The organism is Haloarchaeobius amylolyticus, assembly GCF_026616195.1.
GTDB lineage: Archaea > Halobacteriota > Halobacteria > Halobacteriales > Natrialbaceae > Haloarchaeobius > Haloarchaeobius amylolyticus.
On sequence record NZ_JANHDH010000001.1, the window covers coordinates 881,748 to 900,556 of the forward strand.

General features: G+C 67.6%; 16 protein-coding genes and 1 tRNA gene. 9 read left to right on the forward strand and 8 right to left on the reverse strand.

What is annotated here, in order from left to right; translation table 11 throughout:
* Positions 1-11: 11 nt before the first annotated feature.
* The 5 genes from NOV86_RS04555 to NOV86_RS04575 all read right to left on the reverse strand — a co-directional run bounded on the left by NOV86_RS04555 (position 12) and on the right by NOV86_RS04575 (position 6,821).
* A complete protein-coding gene (locus tag NOV86_RS04555) occupies positions 12-1,181 on the reverse strand; it encodes an ABC transporter permease (RefSeq protein ID WP_267640070.1) in 1,170 nt (389 codons plus the stop codon).
* On the reverse strand, positions 1,174-2,466 hold the full coding sequence (locus NOV86_RS04560) for an ABC transporter permease (RefSeq protein ID WP_267640071.1): 1,293 nt from the start codon (positions 2,464-2,466) through the stop codon (positions 1,174-1,176). The genes NOV86_RS04555 and NOV86_RS04560 overlap by 8 nt, the downstream gene beginning before the upstream one ends.
* On the reverse strand, positions 2,463-4,013 hold the full coding sequence (locus tag NOV86_RS04565; protein WP_267640072.1) for an ABC transporter ATP-binding protein: 1,551 nt from the start codon (positions 4,011-4,013) through the stop codon (positions 2,463-2,465). Before NOV86_RS04565 ends, NOV86_RS04560 begins: the two co-directional genes overlap by 4 nt.
* 41 nt (positions 4,014-4,054) lie before the next feature.
* Positions 4,055-5,197: a BMP family lipoprotein gene (locus tag NOV86_RS04570; RefSeq protein ID WP_267640073.1), complete on the reverse strand. Its 1,143-nt coding sequence runs from the start codon at positions 5,195-5,197 to the stop codon at positions 4,055-4,057.
* Positions 5,198-5,450: 253 nt separating this feature from the next.
* Positions 5,451-6,821 (reverse strand): phosphopentomutase/phosphoglucosamine mutase, encoded by a 1,371-nt coding sequence (locus NOV86_RS04575; protein WP_267640074.1) that lies wholly within the window; start codon positions 6,819-6,821, stop codon positions 5,451-5,453.
* 150 nt (positions 6,822-6,971) lie between these two features.
* On the opposite strand from NOV86_RS04575, the gene NOV86_RS04580 reads away from it, so the two are divergent.
* Positions 6,972-7,607, forward strand: a complete 636-nt coding sequence (locus NOV86_RS04580) for an RAD55 family ATPase (protein WP_267640075.1) — start codon at positions 6,972-6,974, stop codon at positions 7,605-7,607.
* On the opposite strand, the gene NOV86_RS04585 is transcribed toward NOV86_RS04580, so the two are convergent.
* Positions 7,604-8,077 carry a DUF5793 family protein gene (locus NOV86_RS04585; protein ID WP_267640076.1) on the reverse strand — a complete coding sequence of 158 codons (474 nt, stop codon included), beginning with the start codon at positions 8,075-8,077 and terminating at the stop codon, positions 7,604-7,606. The genes NOV86_RS04580 and NOV86_RS04585 overlap by 4 nt on opposite strands.
* A gap of 219 nt (positions 8,078-8,296) precedes the next feature.
* Here NOV86_RS04585 and NOV86_RS04590 point away from each other — a divergent pair, with 219 nt between their 5' ends.
* From NOV86_RS04590 to NOV86_RS04620, 7 genes are all read left to right on the forward strand, one after another.
* Positions 8,297-8,851: a DUF7549 family protein gene (locus NOV86_RS04590; RefSeq protein WP_267640077.1), complete on the forward strand. Its 555-nt coding sequence runs from the start codon at positions 8,297-8,299 to the stop codon at positions 8,849-8,851.
* A gap of 115 nt (positions 8,852-8,966) precedes the next feature.
* Entirely contained in the window at positions 8,967-10,676 is a 1,710-nt protein-coding gene (locus NOV86_RS04595) for a type II/IV secretion system ATPase subunit (RefSeq protein WP_267640078.1), read from the forward strand.
* A 1-nt stretch (position 10,677) separates the two neighbouring features.
* On the forward strand, positions 10,678-12,801 hold the full coding sequence (locus NOV86_RS04600; protein ID WP_267640079.1) for a type II secretion system F family protein: 2,124 nt from the start codon (positions 10,678-10,680) through the stop codon (positions 12,799-12,801).
* A 45-nt stretch (positions 12,802-12,846) separates the two neighbouring features.
* Complete coding sequence (locus NOV86_RS04605) at positions 12,847-13,491, forward strand: class I SAM-dependent methyltransferase (RefSeq protein ID WP_267640080.1); 645 nt, start codon at positions 12,847-12,849, stop codon at positions 13,489-13,491.
* A gap of 250 nt (positions 13,492-13,741) precedes the next feature.
* A tRNA-Gly gene (locus NOV86_RS04610) sits at positions 13,742-13,812 on the forward strand.
* Positions 13,813-14,387: 575 nt separating this feature from the next.
* Positions 14,388-15,194, forward strand: a complete 807-nt coding sequence (locus NOV86_RS04615; protein WP_267640081.1) for a response regulator — start codon at positions 14,388-14,390, stop codon at positions 15,192-15,194.
* A gap of 37 nt (positions 15,195-15,231) precedes the next feature.
* Positions 15,232-15,576 carry an avidin-fold protein gene (locus NOV86_RS04620; protein ID WP_267640082.1) on the forward strand — a complete coding sequence of 115 codons (345 nt, stop codon included), beginning with the start codon at positions 15,232-15,234 and terminating at the stop codon, positions 15,574-15,576.
* Here the strand turns inward: NOV86_RS04620 and NOV86_RS04625 are convergent.
* Together NOV86_RS04625 and NOV86_RS04630 are read right to left on the reverse strand one after the other, a co-directional pair.
* Positions 15,566-17,242 carry a hypothetical protein gene (locus tag NOV86_RS04625; RefSeq protein ID WP_267640083.1) on the reverse strand — a complete coding sequence of 559 codons (1,677 nt, stop codon included), beginning with the start codon at positions 17,240-17,242 and terminating at the stop codon, positions 15,566-15,568. The two genes, NOV86_RS04620 and NOV86_RS04625, sit on opposite strands and share 11 nt — an antisense overlap.
* A gap of 81 nt (positions 17,243-17,323) precedes the next feature.
* Entirely contained in the window at positions 17,324-18,004 is a 681-nt protein-coding gene (locus NOV86_RS04630; RefSeq protein ID WP_267640084.1) for a DUF2238 domain-containing protein, read from the reverse strand.
* A 194-nt stretch (positions 18,005-18,198) separates the two neighbouring features.
* Here NOV86_RS04630 and NOV86_RS04635 point away from each other — a divergent pair, with 194 nt between their 5' ends.
* Complete coding sequence (locus NOV86_RS04635; protein WP_267640085.1) at positions 18,199-18,789, forward strand: GNAT family N-acetyltransferase; 591 nt, start codon at positions 18,199-18,201, stop codon at positions 18,787-18,789.
* The last annotated feature ends 20 nt before the right edge of the window (positions 18,790-18,809 follow it).

Consider the following 18,809-nt stretch of genomic DNA (forward strand, 5'->3'; position numbering starts at 1 on the left):
AGTCCCCCGGGTCAGTCCTCGTTCGAGTCGTAGTGCTCGCCGGCGGCCGCAGGCGTGCGGGTCTTCCCGACCAGCACGAGCACGATGACGACGACCACGTACGGGAGCATGAGGAAGATCTCCGTCGGGATGTCGATCTGGACCCCCTGCAGGCGCAGCTGGATGGCCTGCAGGCTGGAGAACAGGTACGACGCCCCGAACGCCCCGATGGGGTTGTAGTTCCCGAACAGATAGGCGGCGATGGCGATGAAGCCACGGCCGTCGACCATGGTCTGGCCGGCGCCGGAGAACTGCCCGATGTTCCCGATCGAGAGCGCGGTGCCGCCGATACCGGCGAAGATGCCCGAGAGCACCACTGCGGCGTAGCGGACGCGGTGGACGTTCACGCCCACCGTGTCGAGCGCCTTCGGGTTCTCACCGCTGGCGCGGACCCAGTAGCCGAAGCTCGTCCGGTTCATGACGTACCACGACCCGGGGACCGCGATGAGCATCATGAACACCATCGGGCTCGCATCGAAGAAGATGGGCCCGAGGAACGGGATGTCCGACAGCAGCGGGATCGACCAGTTGCCGACCGTCCCGACCTGGGGGGTCGAGGGACGGTCGTAGAACACCTTCGCGGCGAAGGGTGCGAGCCCGAGCGCCACGAGCCAGACCGCGAGCCCGGCGATGATCTGGTCGGCCTCGAACTCGATGCAGATGACCGCGAACAGCAGTGCGAACAGCACGCTGGTCAGGACACCCGCGAGGAAGCCGACCCAGATGTTCGGGATGAGCACCTGGTAGCCGGGGTCGAGGTGGTAGACGGTGCTCCCGACGTCGAGGTGGATGACCGGCGGGAGGCCGGTCGCGCCACCGGCGCCGAGGCGGTCGGTGACGAGGACGCTCACGAACGCGGAGACGATGAGCAGCCCCTCCAGCCCGATGTTGATGACGCCGCTCTTCTCGGCGTAGATGCCGCCGACCGCGGTCAGCGCGATGGGCACCGCGAGTCGCAGCGACGACTCGATGGTGCTCTGGCTGACCGCCGTCGAGAGGATCTTCCCCGCCGTCGACTCGGGGGCGACGAGCCCCCACAGCGAGAACACGGCGATGAAGACGGCCGTCGTGTAGGCGGCCAGCCGGCGTCCGCCGACCTCGTCGATGGTGTCGGTGATGGTCTCGGTCATCGTCTCAGCCATCGTCCTCACCTCCGTCGGTCGCGACGGCAGCCTGGTCGTCGCCACCGCCCAGTTGCGGGAAGCGACGCCCGAGCATGCGGAAGAACTCCGGCATCGCGACGAACAGGATGATGAGTCCGGAGAGGACCGCGGTCAGCTCCGGCGGCACGTCGGTCTCGAAGTTGAGCGCGTTACCACCGCTCTTGAGGACGCCGAACAGCAGCGAACTGAAGATGACGCCGATGGGGTTGTTCCCGGCGAGCACCGAGACGGTGATGCCGTCGAAGCCGAGCGACGGGACCGAACTCAGGAACCGGCCGGTCGAGGTGAGCACCCACGCCGCGCCGCCGATGCCGCCGAGGGCGCCCGAGAGCGCCATGCTCGCGACCATCGTCCGTTCGGCGTCGACGCCGCCGTAGGTCGCGGCCTCCGGCTGGAGCCCGCTCGTCCGGACGTCGAACCCGAAGGAGGTCTGCCAGAGCAGGACGTAGACGCCGCCGGCGAGTGCCAGCGCGAGGATGAACACCAGCAGCGAGAAGGTCCCCTCGGTGAACCCGAACGGGAGGCTCGGGAACAGCGCGTTCGTCGGCACCGACCGCGTCTGCGTGATGCCGGCGCCGGGGTCCTGGAAGAACTCCTTCGTGAGGAGGGTCGCGAGGTACAGCGCGACGAAGTTCAGCATGATGGTCGTGATGACCTCGTTGGCCTCCGCGTACGCCTTCAGCGCACCGGGGATGGCACCCCAGATGCCGCCGAAGATGGCACCCGTGACGAGTGCGAGCGGGACGAGGACGACCGTCCCGGCGATGCCGCCGGGGACGACGTTCCCCGCGGCGATGAGGACCACCGCCGAGGCGAGTGCGCCGAGGACGAGCTGGCCCTGGGTCCCGATGTTGAACATGCCGGCGCGGAACGCGACGGCCACCGAGAGCCCGGTGAACAGCAGCAGGGTGGCTCGCTGGAGGAGGACCTCCATCGAGAAGTTCGTCGCGGACCAGCCCTGCTCCCAGGGGAAGCCACCGATGGCGCCGATGAACAGTTTCCCGTACACCGCGATGGGGTCGTAGCAGGCGGTCGCCCCGAACAGCGAGATGGTCCCGTCGAACAGGAGTATCTCGAAGGCACCGGGGAGCGGAATCGCGAGGTGGAACTGCGTCGGCTGGCCACAGGACGCGGCGAGCCCGGAGAAGAACACGAGGAAGCCACCGACCACGATGGACAGCGCCAGCGCGGCCACGCTGATGAACAGTCGTTCCGTGCCGGAGTGGTTCGTGAACCGGTCGACGAGGTCCGACAGCCGGCTCATCGTACCCCCTCGGTGCGGACCGTCTCGAGTCCGTCCGGTTGCTCACCGGCCATCAGCAGGCCGATGTCCTCTTCTGTCGCTTCGTCCGGGTCGACGACGTCCATGATCTCTCCTTCGTACATCACACCGAGTCGGTCCGAGAGCTGGCGTACCTCGTCGAGCTTCGACGAGACCAGCAGGATGGCCCGGCCCTGCTTGCGGAGTTCGAGGATCTGCTCGTGGATGAACTCCGTCGAGCCGATGTCGACCCCACGCGTCGGGTGGGTGGCGACGACGACCTGCGGGTCGCGGGCGAACTCGCGGCCGACGATGAACTTCTGCTGGTTCCCGCCGGAGAGCGAGTGTGCTTCGGCGTCCGGGTTCGGCGGGCGGACGTCGTACGTCTCGATGATGTCCTCGGCGTGCTCGCGGGTTCTGTCCCAGTCGATGCGCCCGTTCTCCGCGTAGGGCGCGCTGTGCTGGCTCCCGAGCAGGCCGTTCTCGACGAGGTCGAAGTCCATCACGAGACCGCGCTCGTGGCGGTCCTCGGGGATGTACGCCATCCCGTCGTCGATGCGGTCGCGCCGGGACTTCTCGGTGATGTCCTCGCCCTCGACCGAGATGGTCCCCGCCGCGGGGAACCGGAGGCCGGTGATGGCCTCGACGAGCTGGGCCTGTCCGTTGCCGTCGACGCCCGCGATGCCGAATATCTCGCCTTCGCGGATCTGGAAGGATACGTCGCTGACCTCGTCGATGCCGTCGTCGTTGGTGACGGTGACGTTCTGCACGTCGAGGCTGGTCGCGCCCGGTTCCTGGGCCGGCGCGTCGACCTCGAGGAGGACCTCGCGGCCGACCATCTTCTCGGCGAGTTCCTCGCGGGTGACGCCGTCGGCCGGTATCGTCCCGATGGTCTTCCCGTCGCGGAGGACGGTGATCTCGTCGGCGGAGTGCATCGCCTCGCCGAGCTTGTGCGTGATGAAGATGACCGTCTTCCCCTGGTCGGTCAGCTCGTCGATGACCGCGAAGAGGTCCTCGACCTCCTGTGGCGTCAGCACCGCCGTCGGCTCGTCGAGGATGAGCACCTCCGCACCGCGGTACAGCGCCTTCAGGATCTCGACGCGTTGCTGGACGCCGACGCTGACGTCCTCGACGGTCGCGGTCGGGTCCACGTCGAAGCCGTAGCGCTGGCTCAACTCGCGGACCTCCCGGCGGGCGCGTTCCTTGTCGACGACGAGGTCGAAGTACTTGCGCGGCTCGTTGCCGAGGACGATGTTCTCGGTGACGGTCATCGGGTCGACCAGCATGAAGTGCTGGTGAATCATCCCGATGCCGGCGTCGATGGCATCCCGCGGCGAATCGAAGTCGCGCCGCTCGCCGTCGACGTAGATATCACCCTCGTTCGGTTCCAACAGCCCGTAGAGGACGTTCATCAGCGTGGTCTTCCCCGCACCGTTCTCGCCGAGGAGGGCGTGGACGCTGCCCTTCTCGACGGTGAGGTTCACGTCGTCGTTGGCGACGACACCGGGGAACCGCTTGGTGATGCCCTCGAGGCGGATCGCGTCACTCATCTCTTATCCCCCCGCTCGTGGCCCATTGTGGCACCACCTATCTACGGCTTGGACGGGACGGAGATCTCTCCGTTGATGATGGCCTCGCGGGACTTCGACACTTTGTCCTTGACGGACTGCGGGATCTCGGAGCCGAGCGTCTGGCCGTAGACGCACTCGACACCGTTGCGCTCGAGACCGAGCGTGACGACGTTGCCACCCTTGAAGTTGCCGTTGACCTCGGACTCGATGGCCTCGAAGACGGCCGTGTTCACGCGCTTGACCATGCTCGCGAGGATGTACTCCTTGAAGTCCGGGTCGCTCTTGGACTGGTCGGCGTCGACGCCGATGGCGAACTTGCCCTTCTCCTTGGCGGCCTGGAAGACGCCGAGGCCGGTCGCACCGGAGGCGTGGTAGACGATGTCCGCGCCGGAGTCGTACATCGAGGCGGCTGCCTCCTTCCCGGCGGTCGGGTCGTTGAACGAGCCGACGTAGGAGGACTGCACGTCGATGTCCTCGTTGGCGTACTTCGCACCGGCCTCGAAGCCGGCCTGGAACTTCTCGATGAGGGGCGCCTTCACGCCGCCGACGAAGCCGAGCGTCGTGGAGTCACCGCTCGTCTCCGCCTTCGCGGTCGAGAACTGCTGGGACGTGAGTAGGCCGGCGAGGTGGCCGACCTGGAACGAGCCCTCGTGCTCCTTGAAGACGTAGTTCGCGACGTTGTCCGCCTCGACGACGGAGTCGACCAGCATGAAGTGCTGGTCGGAGTAGCGGCTCGCGTTCTCCTTCAGGGCGTCCGTCTGGGCGAACCCGATACAGCAGACGAGGTCGTAGTTCGGGTCGGTCGACTGGGCGAACTGGCGCTGTGCGGGCTTGAAGTCGGAGTTGGTCTCCGGCTGGGCCTGGCTGAACGAGATGCCGAGTTCGTCCTTGGCTTCCTGAGCGCCGCGCTGGGCCATGTCGTTGAACGACTTGTCGCCGAGGCCACCGGTCGCGTACACCATCCCGATGTTTGCAGCCATCTCGCCACCCGAGGTGGTCTGTTCGGTCTGGGTCTCGGTCCCGTCGCCACCCGACTCGTCGGTGGAGCCTTCAGTGGTCGTCTCGGTCGAACCAGAATCGTCTGTGCTGCTGATACATCCTGCCAGAGCGATGGTGCCTGCCACACCAGCACTCTTCAGAAACGTTCGTCTGTCACCCTTCATATGTCGTTGTACCATGAACGACCGTGATTTAAACCCGTCGGACCGCCCTCGAAGCGGCAGCCCACCGTGAGTAATATTTTCGCCCGAACGGTACGAAACCAAACCGGTCGTACGGAATCCACCGCGGAAATATATACGGACGACGAGGTTGACTGTGCAAGGTGTCGACGCGCACGGCCGGGTCGTGGGACCTGTCGACTGCCGGGGAGGGTCCCCGGTATCCGGGTGGAGAATCCCGTGGTGGGAGACGACGCTACTGGACGCTGTCGACCGCGTCCTCGACGGTCGTCACGGCGGTCTCGACCAGTGCATCGACGTCCTCGCTCTCGGCGTAGACCCGGACGTACGGTTCGGTACCACTCGGGCGGACGAGCACCCACGAGCCGTCCGGGCGGTCGATGCGGACCCCGTAGTCGGTGTCGACCGACCCCTCGGGGAACGTCTCCGGGAGGGTGGTCGCGAGCAACTCCATCGTGTCCGCCTTCGCGTCGTCGGGACAGTCGACGCTCACCTTCCGGTACGGGCGCTCCGTGATGGGGGCACGGAGGGCGGCCAGGCCGTCGTGTTCGGCGACCAGTCGGGAGATGACCGCGGCGCTGACGACGCCGTCGATCCAGCCGCCGAAGGCGGAGTGGATGTGCTTCCAGGGTTCGGCGGCGAAGACCACGCTCGTCTCGTCGGTGCCGGCCTCGCGCTCGCGGGCGATACCTTCGTGCAGTGCCCCGAGCCGGACCCGTTCGACCCGGCCGCCGGCGGCCTCGACCTGCTCGTCGATGCGTGCCGAGGCGTTCGGCGTGGTCACCACGACGGGGTCGGTCACGTCAGCTTCCGCCGTGTAGTGGCCGGCCAGCATCGCCAGCACGGTGTCCTCGTGGACGACCTCGCCGTCGGGAGCAACGACGACGATGCGGTCGGCGTCGCCGTCGTGGGCGATGCCGAGGTCGAAGTCGCCCTCATCGAGGAAGGCGATGAGGTCGGTCAGGGTCTCCGGCGTCGGTTTCGACTCGCGGGCGGGGAAGTGCCCATCGACGTTGGCGTTGAGTGCGACGACCTCGGCCCCGAGACGCTTGAGCACCTGCGGGGTCGCCAGGCTCGCCATCCCGGTGCCGCAGTCGACGGCGACGCGAAGGCCCGACAGCGGCGACTCCTCGCGACCACCGATGTCACGGGCGTACTCGGCGACGGCGTCGCGGTACTTCTCGAGGACGGCCTCCCGGTGGCCGGTCCCCCACTCGTCCCACTCGACGCGGGGCGTCCCGGTCTCGACGCGGTCCTCCAGCCGTACCTCGGCGTCGCGGTCGTACTCCACCCCGTCCGCGAGCATCTTGATGCCGTTGTCGGCCGGCGGGTTGTGGCTGGCCGTGATCATGACGCCACGGCGACCCTGCGAGGCGAACGCCAGCGCCGGCGTCGGCACCTGCCCCACCCGGTACACGTCGGCACCCGAACTCTCCAGTCCGGCCTCCATCGCGGCCGCGAGGGCCGACCCCGTCTCCCGGCCGTCTCGCCCGACCACGAACGTCTCGCCGTCGAGGCCCGCGGCGCGGCCGACCGCGAGCGCCAGCTCCGGCGTCACTACCTCCGCGACCGGACCGCGGATTCCAGCTGTCCCGAACAGTGTCATGCGCGGGGATTCTGTGGGGCGCTACGTATGTGTTGGCATCCGCGGTGGGGACACCACGCATTTAAGCAGGCGTGCACGAAACCTGCGTGCGATGTATCGGTCACGGGCAGAGACGCGATGGGACGAGGGGAGTCGGCCGACGGAGGGGGTATGTACGACGTGAGCGGGCGGCTCCCCGTCGGGGAGCTTCGGCCGGGCACGAACGTGCTCGTGACGGGACCGGCGATGTCCGGGAAGTACGACCTCTGCTGTGCACTGCTGCGGGACGGCCTCGAACTCGGGGACGGTGCGCTGGTCGTGACGACGCAGAACGACGCCGGGTCGGTCCGGGAGGCGGTCCGCGGGCCCGACACCGACACGCCGACTCTCGGCATCGTCGACTGCGTCTCGAAGGAGCGAGGGGTCGACCCACCGGACCACGACCTGAACCGGTTCGTCTCCTCGCCCGGCGAGTTCACCGGTATCGGGATGGCGTCATCGCGGCTGCTCGAGGAGTTCGCCCAGCGCAACGACCGGACCCGCGTGGCCCTCGACTCCATCTCCCAGCTCCTGATGTACGCCGACGTCAAGACCGTGTTCCGGTTCCTCCACATCCTGACCGGGCGCATCAGCGCCGCCCAGAGCATCGGCTTCGCCACGCTGGACGAGAGCGCACACGACGAACAGACCGTCAACACGGTGCGCCAGCTCTTCGACGGGATGGTACAGACGCGGACCGGAGAGGACGGAAGAGAACTGCGTGTCGTCGGCCTCGGCGGCGAGCCGACGGCGTGGACCGCCTTCTAGAGTTCGACGCCGCTCGGGATCAGGCTCTGACTCCGGAGGAGCCCGCCCTCCTCGTTGTAGACGAGGAACGTGCTCTTGTCGTAGGTGACGAACGACTCGCCTTCGAGAGACACCTCGACGGTGTACTCGCCCTCGCCATCGGCGGACTCGCCGTAGCGACGGGCCGCCTTGATGAACGTGAGCACGTCGTCGGCGTCCTCGTTGAGTTCGAGGATGAAGTCGCCCGTGACGCGGTTCGTGACGCTCACGACGCCGCGGGGGGCCTCGCCGTCGAGCGAGTCCTGGAGCCGGAACGCCACGTCGGTCTCTGCGGCCTCGAGCGGTTCGCCGTCGGTGCCTGTGAGGCGCTCTCGGAGCGTCGAGACTGGCCCCTCGAACTCGATGGTTACGGTCGGTTTCGCGGGGGTGCCCTCGTCCTCCTCGACCCAGTCGACGTTGCTGACCTGCAGCGTGAAGTAGTCGCGCCTCATTCCACGCTGGCGGGTTGGCACTCACGAGGTAAGAACGTAACGCCCCGACAGGCGCGTTCGCCCGGATTCGGGCGATGGCTCCCGCGGAATCGGCCGGTTTCCACGCTGGGCGAAACCACGCCTGTCGGTTCCGAGTCTCCCGGCGAGTGGCCTGACCGCCCGGGCCCCGACGCGGCCGTCTTCGATAGCTTTTATCACCGTCGGCGAGGGCTTCGCTGTATGGTCTGGATAAACTCGGAGTACACCGAGGAGTTCGCCGTCCTGACGGCGTGGCTCTCGATGCTGCTCCCGTGGTCGGTCGTCTACGGCCGCGCCTCGCTGGTCGGCGACGCCACGAAGGAGACGACGGTCATCATCTTCCGGTTCCCCTTCTTCGGCATCCGGTACGTCCTCGGTTCGGGGTTCATCGACGGGACGACCCTGAAGACGCCGCTCGGGTTCTTCAACGAGACGTCCGGGCAGCTGCCGGCCCAGGCGGCCGCCCACATGGGCTGGACGGTCTCGCTCGGCATCCTCGCGCTGTTGCTCGCCGTGAGCGTCCTGATGTACATGGAGGTCGACGAGGTCGTCGCGAAGCTCCCCGGCCGCGGCGTCTACGTCGTCGGCGCCCTCATGCTGGCCCTCGCCGGCATCTACCTCTGGGCGGCGCTCCGGCTCAACGCGACGCAGAACACCAAGATAATCGGCATCCAGCAGTTCGTCCCGGTCGGGCTCGTCGGGACGCTCATCCTCGTCGTCTTCGGTGCGCTGAACCTGTTCGCACAGCGCACTTAGGGCCCGTACCGACCGTTTTGGCCGCCTGATTTAAGTGACGGCCTCGCTTATCTGCCTCACAACGCACGGTCGGCCCCTCCGGCGTCTGGGCTTCGCGCCGACCGACCGGCATCACATGTCACATCAGAACGAGCAACGGTCGGATGCACCGTCCAGTCTCCAGTCCGATGGGGTCAGCGACAGCGCCGCGAGCCTCGCGGCCACCTCGACGGCGTCCTCCCTGACGGAACGCATCAAGCGGACCCTGCAGATGCTCCGCGGCACGACCATCTCCAGGGAGCCGTACTACCCCGACGAACACGGGTCGCTGGTGACGTTCGACGGCCTCGACGGCTACGAGGAGGTGGACCGCTACTGGGTGAACGCGCCCTACGCCTTCGTGTCCATCAACCACGACCCGAACGCAAACGAGTCGCTCTACTACGTCGTCGAACCGGAGCTCGACGACTACGAGCACGCCCTGCTGGAGACCCTGTTCGAGGACATCCGGGACCCGCTAGTCTACCGGCGCGACCTCGACGAGAAGGACAGCGAGCAGGTGCTCGACGACGCCCTGCTCGAACACCTCGAGCGGTACGGCGCCGACGTGGACATGCGGACCTACCACAAGCTACTGTACTACCTCTGGCGGGCCTTCCGCGGGTACGGCAAGCTCGACCCGGTGATGCACGACCCGCACGTGGAGGACATCTCCTGTGACGGGTACGACCTCCCGCTGTTCGTCTACCACGACGACTACACCGACATCGAGACCAACGTCTCGTTCGCGGCCGAGGAACTGGACAACTTCGTCGTCCGGCTGGCCCAGCACTCCGGCCGGCACATCTCCATCGGCGACCCGATGGTCGAGACGACGCTGCCCGACGGCTCGCGTGCCGAACTCGCTCTCGGGGAGGAGGTCACCCCGCGCGGGTCGGCGTTCACCATCCGCAAGTACGCCGAGGAGCCGTTCACGCCCATCGACCTGCTCGACTACGGGACGTTCAACATCGACCAGATGGCGTTCCTCTGGCTCGCCATCGAGAACAACAAGTCGCTCATCTTCGCCGGTGGGACGGCATCCGGGAAGACCACGAGCATGAACGCTATCTCGATGTTCATCCCGCCCCGGTCGAAGGTGCTGACCATCGAGGACACCCGCGAACTCACGCTGTACCACGACAACTGGCTCTCCTCCGTGACCAGGGAACGCCTCCACGAGGGGACCGACGTGACGATGTACGACCTGCTGCGCTCGGCACTCCGGCACCGCCCCGAGTACATCATCGTCGGCGAGGTCCGCGGTGAAGAGGCCATCACGCTGTTCCAGGCGATGAACACCGGGCACACGACCTACTCGACGATGCACGCCGACTCGGTCCGCACCGTCATCAACCGCCTCGAGAACGAACCCATCAACGTCCCCCGGTCGATGGTCCAGAGCCTCGACGTGCTCTGCGTGCAGACGCTGACCCGCCTCGAGGGCGAGCGCGTCCGCCGGAACAAGACCATCGCCGAGATCGAGGGCATCGACCAGCGGACCGGCGAACTCGACTACTCGACCGCGTTCACCTGGAACGCGAACGACGACACCTTCACCTCCTCGGGCTCGGAGGTGCTCGACGAGATCCGCGACGAGCGCGGCTGGTCACAGCAGGAGATGCTGAGCGAACTCCGGAACCGGCGTCGGTTCCTCGAGTACCTCTGGGAGAAGGACATCACGGACTACCGGCGGTTCACGGCGATGATAAACGAGTACTACGCCGACGCCGAGCGCGCCATGGCCCAGATAGAACCGACCGAGGAGGAGCCCGAACCGGCCGAAGCCGAGGCCGAGAGCGACTGAGATGTCCTGGGCGAACTACGTCCCGCTGGTCCTCGCCATCTGCATCGCGCTCCCGGTGGTGCTCTCGCCCGTCAGCGTCTACGCCGACCGCATCGTCACCCGGTTCTCGCTCATCATCTTCGGGAAGTACATCAGCCAGCGCGGGCGCAAGCGCAACCGTCGCAAACAGCTCCTCCGGGCGGCGCACATCCCGACCACGTACCGGACATACGCCTCCAAGACGGCGCTCTACACCGCCGCCGCGGCCCTCGTCGGCTCCATCCTCGGGATGTACTTCATCTGGCTCGGGCTCATCATCCTCGCCATCGACGCGGAGACCATCCGGGCGGTGTTCCCCCCGGAGTTGCACTTCCTCGCGAACTTCGTCGGCCTCCCGACCATCTCCGTCTTCGAGCTGTTCGCGCTCATGGCCGTGACCAGCCTCACGCTGGGCGCCTCCTTCGCCGGGATGACGTACTGGTACCGCTGGTGGTACCCGGACTACCGCGGGGACGAGCGCGAGCGGCGCATCGAGGCGTCGCTGCCCCGCACCATCGCGTTCATCTACGCGCTCTCGCGGTCTGGCATGGAGTTCCCGAAGGTCATGCGCATCCTCGCCGAGAACCAGCACATCTACGGCGAGTCCGCCGAGGAGGTCCACGTCGCGGTGCGGAACATGGACATGTTCGGCCAGGACATGATCACCGCCATCCACACGATGGCGCGGCGCTCGCCGAGTTCGCAGTTCAAGGAGTTCGCGGAGAACCTCGCCAGCGTCCTCCAGTCCGGGCGGTCGCTCTCGGAGTTCCTCCACCAGCAGTACCGCGACTTCCAGGAGGAGGCCGAGTCTCAGCAGGAGAAGTTGCTCGACCTGCTTGCGACGCTCGCGGAGGCCTACGTCACCGTCCTCGTCGCCGGGCCGCTCTTCCTCATCACCATCCTCGTCGTCCTCGGCATCGCGGTCGGTGACACCCTCGACCCGCTTCGCGTGTTTGTCTACGTCATCCTCCCCTGTGCGAACCTCATCTTCATCCTCTACCTGCTCTCGGCGACCGACACCATCGCCACGAGCCGCGGGTACGAGAACGTCGAGGCGCCCGTCGACGGCCTCTCGGGCGTCCGCCGGGCGAACGCGCCCCAGACCGACGGTGGCTACGACGGGTACGACGACGCCGGGAACGTCGCGCGCCTGAAGGCGTACCGGCAGTTCCGGTCCCTGCGGTCCATCCTGGGGAACCCGTTCCGGACCGTGGTCGAGAAACCCCTCGCGCTCCTGTGGGTGACGGTTCCGCTCGCTCTCCTCATCGTCCTCCTCCGGCTCCCCGGCGTCGTCGACGCCGGTGGCCTGAACATCCGCGAGTTCGACGACCTCCTCATCCAGGCGGCCCTGTTCGTCATCGGTACCTTCGCCATCGCCTACGAGGTCCACCGACGCCGCGCCGAGGCCATCGAGGCCGCCGTCCCGGACCTGCTCGACCGCCTCGCCAGCGTCAACGAAGCCGGGATGACCGTCGTCGAGTCCATCGAGCGCGTCCGCCGGTCCGAACTCGGGGCGCTCGACACCGAACTCGACCGCGTCTGGGCCGACATCCGATGGGGCGCCGACATCGAGACCGCGCTGCGCCGGTTCGAGGCGCGCATGCGGACCCAGATCATCTCGCGCGTCGTCACCATCACGACGAAGGCGATGAACGCCAGCGGCGACCTCGCGACGGTGCTGCGCATCGCCGCGAACCAGGCGAAGGCCGACCGCCGGCTGAAGCGCGCCCGTCGCCAGGAGATGGTGACCTACATGGTCGTCGTCTACCTCGCGTTCTTCGTCTTCCTGTTCATCGTGGTGGTCCTCTCCATCGTGCTCATCCCGAGCCTCCCGGAGGGTGGCACGACCGCGGCGATGAACGCGACCGGCGGCGGGACCGCAAGCGCCCAGAACGTCCCCGCGGTGGGTGGAGTCGGCCAGACCGGCAGCATCGACAAGGACGAGTACATCCTCGTGTTCTTCCACACGACCATCATCCAGGGGCTGCTCTCGGGCCTCGTCGCCGGCCAGCTCTCCTCGGGCGACATCCGGACCGGGGCCAAGCACGCGGCCATCCTCATCGCGATGGCCTACGCGACGTTCATCGTCCTCATCCCCGGGCCCTGAGCCGGAATCCAATCCCTTACCTCGGTCGCCCGCGAGAACTCCGCCATGGACCGCTCCCCGTCGAACACCCGCGACACCTACGACCGCATCGCGGCCCACTTCGCGAAGACCCGGGAGTACGCCTGGCCGGAGGTCGAGTCCTTCGTCGCGGACGCGCCCGAGGGCGGCCGGGGGCTCGACCTCGGCTGTGGCAACTGCCGCCACGCCGAGTTGCTGGCCGGCAACTGCGACAGCGTGGTCGGTCTCGACCTCTCCCGCGGCCTGCTGGAGACCGGACGCGAGCGCGCCGCCGACCACGGCTTCGCGGTCGACCTCGTACAGGCCGACGCTGCCCGACTCCCCCTCCGGGATGCCACGGTCGACCTCGCGGTCTACGTCGCGACCCTCCACCACCTGCCGACCGGGGACGCGCGCCGGGCCAGCCTCGACGAACTCGCCCGCGTGCTCGCCCCCGGCGGCCGCGCCCTCGTCTCCGCGTGGTCGACCGCCCACGACACTTTCGACCGCGAGGACTCCTTCGACACCGAGGTCGACTGGACCCTGCCCGGCGGCGTCACCGTCCCGAGATTCTACCACATCTACTCGCCCGCGGAGTTCGACGCCGACCTCGCGGCCAGCGACCTGACTGTCCATGCCAGCGAGGTCTCCTCCGGGAACTGCTACGCGACGGTGGCCGGTTCGAAAGGGTAAAGACCATAAGGCGTCACCGAGAAACGTCAGATGCGCACACCCGTTGGTGTGGGATTCGCGTGCCCCGGTGGGCCCTCGCGCACGGCTCGCCCGGGCGACCGCAGCGACGCGCCCTGCGTCGCCAGGTTCGTGCCTCGTGCACGAACTGCTGCGGGTACTTCGGACACAACGCCCGACAGCGACGTCCCCGTCGATGCAATTCCGAAGTGTTTTGTGTCCCTCGGGGCGAACGTCGGAGTGTACTCCCGACGCGCGGATGGTCTAGTGGTAGGACCTGAGCCTTCCAAGCTCATGGCCCGGGTTCGAATCCCGGTCCGCGCACTTTCTGAGCGGAACCAGACGAGGAGCCACAGGCTCCGAGTCATGTGGAGCGAAGACGGTCGTAACGGAGGGATTCGAATCAGGGAGGTCGCGCGCAGCGCAGCGAGCACGTCTGACCGTGGTTCGAATCCCGGTCCGCGCATTCCTGTGGCGACCGAATCCGTGAGCCCCGGGCTCCGAGACGAATGTCAGAAATAACAGATTAGTTGGAGGTGAATCGGGTTTCCATCCCCCTCGACCACGGCCTCAGTTGCGCAGTTGCTGGTCGATCTTGGTCAAGTCTCGGTGCTGCCAGCAGGCTCGTCCTTCGTCCTGTACCGTCCTGTCACAGGTAGTCCCATCGGTACAGACGCGGCCACATCTCGGCTCGTCGGTCTCTGTACTGCGGGGTTCACTCAGCGCCACGCCCATAGTGTGGGTAACCGGGAACTTAAAATGAACGCTGCATGCATTTCTTTGCGTTTACCCTCTGCTCCTCGATAGTTTACGAGGAGGGGTACCCGGCACAGTGACACGTCCTCTCTATGACAACTGGCAGGAACGGTTAAGCTTACTCGAACGCTCGTAGAGGTACGATGAGCCGCCCGACGGTCCGTCTCCTGCACGTCGACGACGACCCTGCATTCACCGAGCTGGTCGGTACTGTCCTCGAGAAGACCGACGACAGTCTGGAGATTACGTCGGTGACGTCGCCGACGAGTGCACTGTCGATGCTCGAGGAGGACAGTCCCGACTGCATCGTCAGCGACTACGACATGCCGGAGATGAACGGGCTGGCACTGTTACGCGAGGTCAGGGAGCGTGAGGCCGAGATACCGTTCGTGCTGTTCACGGGCAAGGGCTCCGAGGAGGTGGCCAGCGAGGCCATCTCCGCCGGGGTGTCCGACTACCTCCAGAAGTCGGGTGGGCTCGAGAAGTACGAGATACTCGCGAACCGCGTCCGGAACCTGGTCGAGAAGTACCACGCCGAACGCCGGAGTCGGCAGTTGATGGCCGCCATCGAGTCGGTCGGCCAGGGCGTCAGCCTGCTGAACCCGGCTGGCGAGTTCGTCTTCGCCAACGACGCCTACGCGACGTGCTTCGGGTACGAGCCCGACGAGCTGGTCGGCGAGCACTGGTCGCTGCTGTACGAGACCGACGCCGACATCGAGCACATGCACGGGGTGGTGGAGTCCATCCCCGAGAACGGCTACTGGACCGGACAGACCAGACAGGTCCGCAAGGACCAGAGCAAGGTCCTGTTGAACCACCAGCTCGCGTTCGCGCAGGACCGCACGATGATCTGTACGGTCGGCGAACCACGGGACGCCGCAGGCTCGGAACCCATCGTGGTCGACGGGCAGGTGTTCGACGAGGACAGCCCGGCGGGCGTCCCACAGTAGTACGTACCTTTACTCTCGCTCGCCGCGTACTCCAACCATGGCGACAGCTATCTCGCTCGACGGGCGGACGCTCACCGCCCGGCAGAACGAAGGCGGCGAGGTATCGAGCGACACGAGTCTGCACTTCCGGCAGGAGGGACAGCGCATCAGCGCCGACTACGCCGGGGGGTCCATCGTCGAGGGGTACCTGGTGGGGACCTTCGACGGGGAGCGGTGGGACGTCCGGTACGTCCAGTTGACCGAGGACGGCGAGACGGCGACCGGCCACTCCATCGGCGAGGTGACGCTGCTGGACGACGGGCGCGTCCGCGTCGAGGACGAGTGGGAGTGGGAGTCGAAACCCGGCGGCGGCCGGACGCTCCTGGAGGAGGTCATCGAGTGAGCGGCCGACTCGTCGTCGAGTCGGTCGTGGTCGGGTCGGCAGTCGTGGGTTCGCTCGTCGTCGGCTCACCCGTCGTGGTCCCGTTCACGCCGGCGTCGATTCCCGGTTCACCGACGTCGTCGTAGTGGAACGACACGGTCACGGTCTGGTCCCCGGCCGGCGTCGACCGTTCGTATTTCACCGTGAGGTCCGTGACGAGGCCGTCCTCGGTCACGACCGCGACGAACCGGTAGTCCGTGACGTTCGAGAGCCCCGGCGGGGCGTTCCAGCCGACGACCCGGTGGTACGTCAGGCCGTCGACGCTGTAGGAGCCGCTCCGGATGCTCCGCGGGGTATCGAGGTACAGTTCGACGAATCGCTCGGCGCGGTCCTCGTGGTAGCCCTCCCCGTACCGGACCATCACCGGTTCGCGGTTGATGGCGTACGTGTTCCCCTTCTTCGTGACGACCTCGCGGGTCTCGCCGTCGGCCGACCCGGTCTGCTCGATGGCCTCGCCGTCGATGGTGACGCCGGTCAGTTCCGACGAGTAGACGGTCCGGTTCTCGACGGTGACCACCTCCCTGGCGACGCGCCAGACCGGGCCGTCGGTCGAGGGGTCGGCGGTCGCGCCGAACTCCAGCGTCCACCGGTAGGACTCCCCGGCGAGGGCGTTCGCGTGTGCCTGTGCGAGGGTCGAAGCGTCGGTGACGCCGTAGGCCCCGAGCCCCGGCGGCCGGCCGTCGTTCGGGGTCGGGTCGGCGAGGGTATCGCCCCCGAAGTCGCCGGGATAGGTGTCGCTCTCGTCCAGCCGGAACTCGGGGTCCTCGGCGGCGATGCTGGTGTCGGACCCCGGCACGCCGTCCGCCCCCGCGCCCCCGTCGTCTCCGGGGAGCAGGCCGAGCGCGAGGCCACCACCGGCGAGGAGGACGGCGACGACCACCAGCCCGAGGACGACCAGCCGAGGTGTCGAGGTGAGCCAGTTCGGCCGCCAGCCGTCGGTGGCATCGTAGCCGGCGTCGGCAGTCTGGTCCTCGCCGGGGTTCTGGTCGGTCGCTCCGTCACCCACATCTTCGTCGCTTGCTGCTGGGGCAGCCCCGTACCGGAGGAACTCGGGCGAGGCGGCGAGCCCGTCGGGTCGTTTCGCGAACCGCGAGCCGTCCCCGTCTGACTCCTCCTCGTCGTCCCCCGCGGCTCCCGCCAGTTCGGATGTGTCGCCACCCTCCTCGGCGGAATCGACTGTCGCTGTCGCGGTCGATGATGCTGGCATCGAGACCCCGGCGTCCCGGGTCATCCGGGTCCCGAGGTACTCGGTACAGACCTCGTCGACCGAAGCGCGGTCGAGCCCATAGCACGCGAAGGAGTAGAGGTCGAGGACCTGCCCGGGCGGGTCGGGCGGAGCGACCGCCGGGTGGTAGACGAGTCGGTCGGCCGCGGTCGAATCGCGGTCGCCTCTGTCGGACTCCGTCCCCTGCTCGTCCTCGTCCCCGCCATCCTCGTCGCTGGCGTCCCCGGTGACCACCCGGTAATGCTCTCCATCCCTTACGAAGACGGTCCCCGAGTCCTTCCCGCCGTCCTTCCGCACCAGCGACTCGGCCTCGACTGCGAGGAGTGCCGCCACGAATTCGCGGAACGCCGCGGGTGGGAGGTCCGCGACCCGTTCCTCGAACGCGGTGCGTGACAGGGGCATCGGGACTCTACCGTAGATAGGGGACGAACAGTCTTAGTGACTGCACTCGCGGCACTCTGGGCCGGCTCGTCGACCCCGGCATCAGTCCCCCACCGTCTCGAACTCGGGGTGGTGGTCACCGTCCTCGCCGTCGCTGCTGTCGTCGCCGCCCCCGTCACGACCAGCCGGCCAGACCGGGAGGGTCTGGGCGACCAGCCCGCCGAGCAGTCGTGGCGCGGCTGCGATCGTCGCCAGCGCCCCGAGCACGTTGAACACGGCGTCGTAGGCGGTGTCCTCGTCGCTGTAGACCACGAGCCACGGGTGGACGAGTTCGATACCCTCCCAGACCAGTCCGAGGGCGAGCGTGGTCGTCAGGACGGCCGCGGGGACCGTCCACCCCGGGACGAAGGGCGTCTCGCCGTTGAGGTAGTAGGCCCGCGCGAGCAGGTAGGTCGGGCCGGCGACCAGCGTCGCCGACGCGAGGTGCGTGAGGTGGTCCCACCACCAGACGGTGTCGTACAGGCCGAAGATGCCGCCGAGTGGGTGCAAGAAGAGCGCGATGCTGACCCAGACGACGTGGAAGGGAGCCAGCTCGACGCCGAGTGCCTGCCGGACGATGTACGGGTGGAACAGGATGAGGGCGGCGTAGTGCGGGTAGTCGTGGAGCGAGTCGGAGGTCAGCGCGAACCCGACCAGTAATGCCGCGAGCACCAGCCTGACCACCCCGGCGACGGCCTGGGCGAGGGGCGACCCGTCGACCCGCCACGCGTGTCCGACCGACATACTATCCAGAGAATCGAGACGAGCGCGGATAAGGTCGCAGCGACCGAAACGCAACGACGTAACCGGGGTGAAACCGATTCTCGTGGGCTCTCCGTCGTGGCAGGGGAGTGGCGGGGAACCGTCGGCGAAGGCCCCCCGACCGCCGGCGGTGCGACCCCGAAAGCCCCTACTGTCCCCGCGCCCTCTCTCGACCCGTGTCAGACGACGCCCGGCGTTCGTGCGAGTTCCTCGGCTGGCCCGCCGACGAGCCGACGCTCCGGCTCGACTACCGGCGGTTCAGCTACGCCGGGAAGTTCGTCATGACGAGTACGGGCAAGGCCGTCGTCCGGGGGCCAGCACACGCCATCGACGACTCCCGACCCGACGCCGGCGAGTACGACCGGGACGTGCTGGCCGCCGTCGCGTTCAACGAGGACCGGACCGACGCCGGCACCCTCTGGCTCCGGTACGTCACGGTCCGCGAGGACCACCGCGGCGAGGGCATCGGCCCCGACCTCGTCGGGTTCGTGGTCGACCGGGCCCGCGAGGACGGGTACGACCGGGCCCGCATCGCGGTCAACAACCCCTACTCCTACGAGGCGCTCTACCGCGCTGGCTTCGGCTACACCGGCCGCCAGACCGGGCTCGCGGAGCTGGTCCTCGAGAACCCCGACCCCGCCGCGGACGCGGACGAACCGTCCCGGTACCGCGAGGGGCTGGGCGCCTTCACCGACCGCGAGGACCTCTCCGCCGCCGAGCGCGAGTTCGTCGCCGAGAAGCGCGAGCGCGGGCCCCCGCCGCGCTGACCCGGGACAGCCCTCGAATC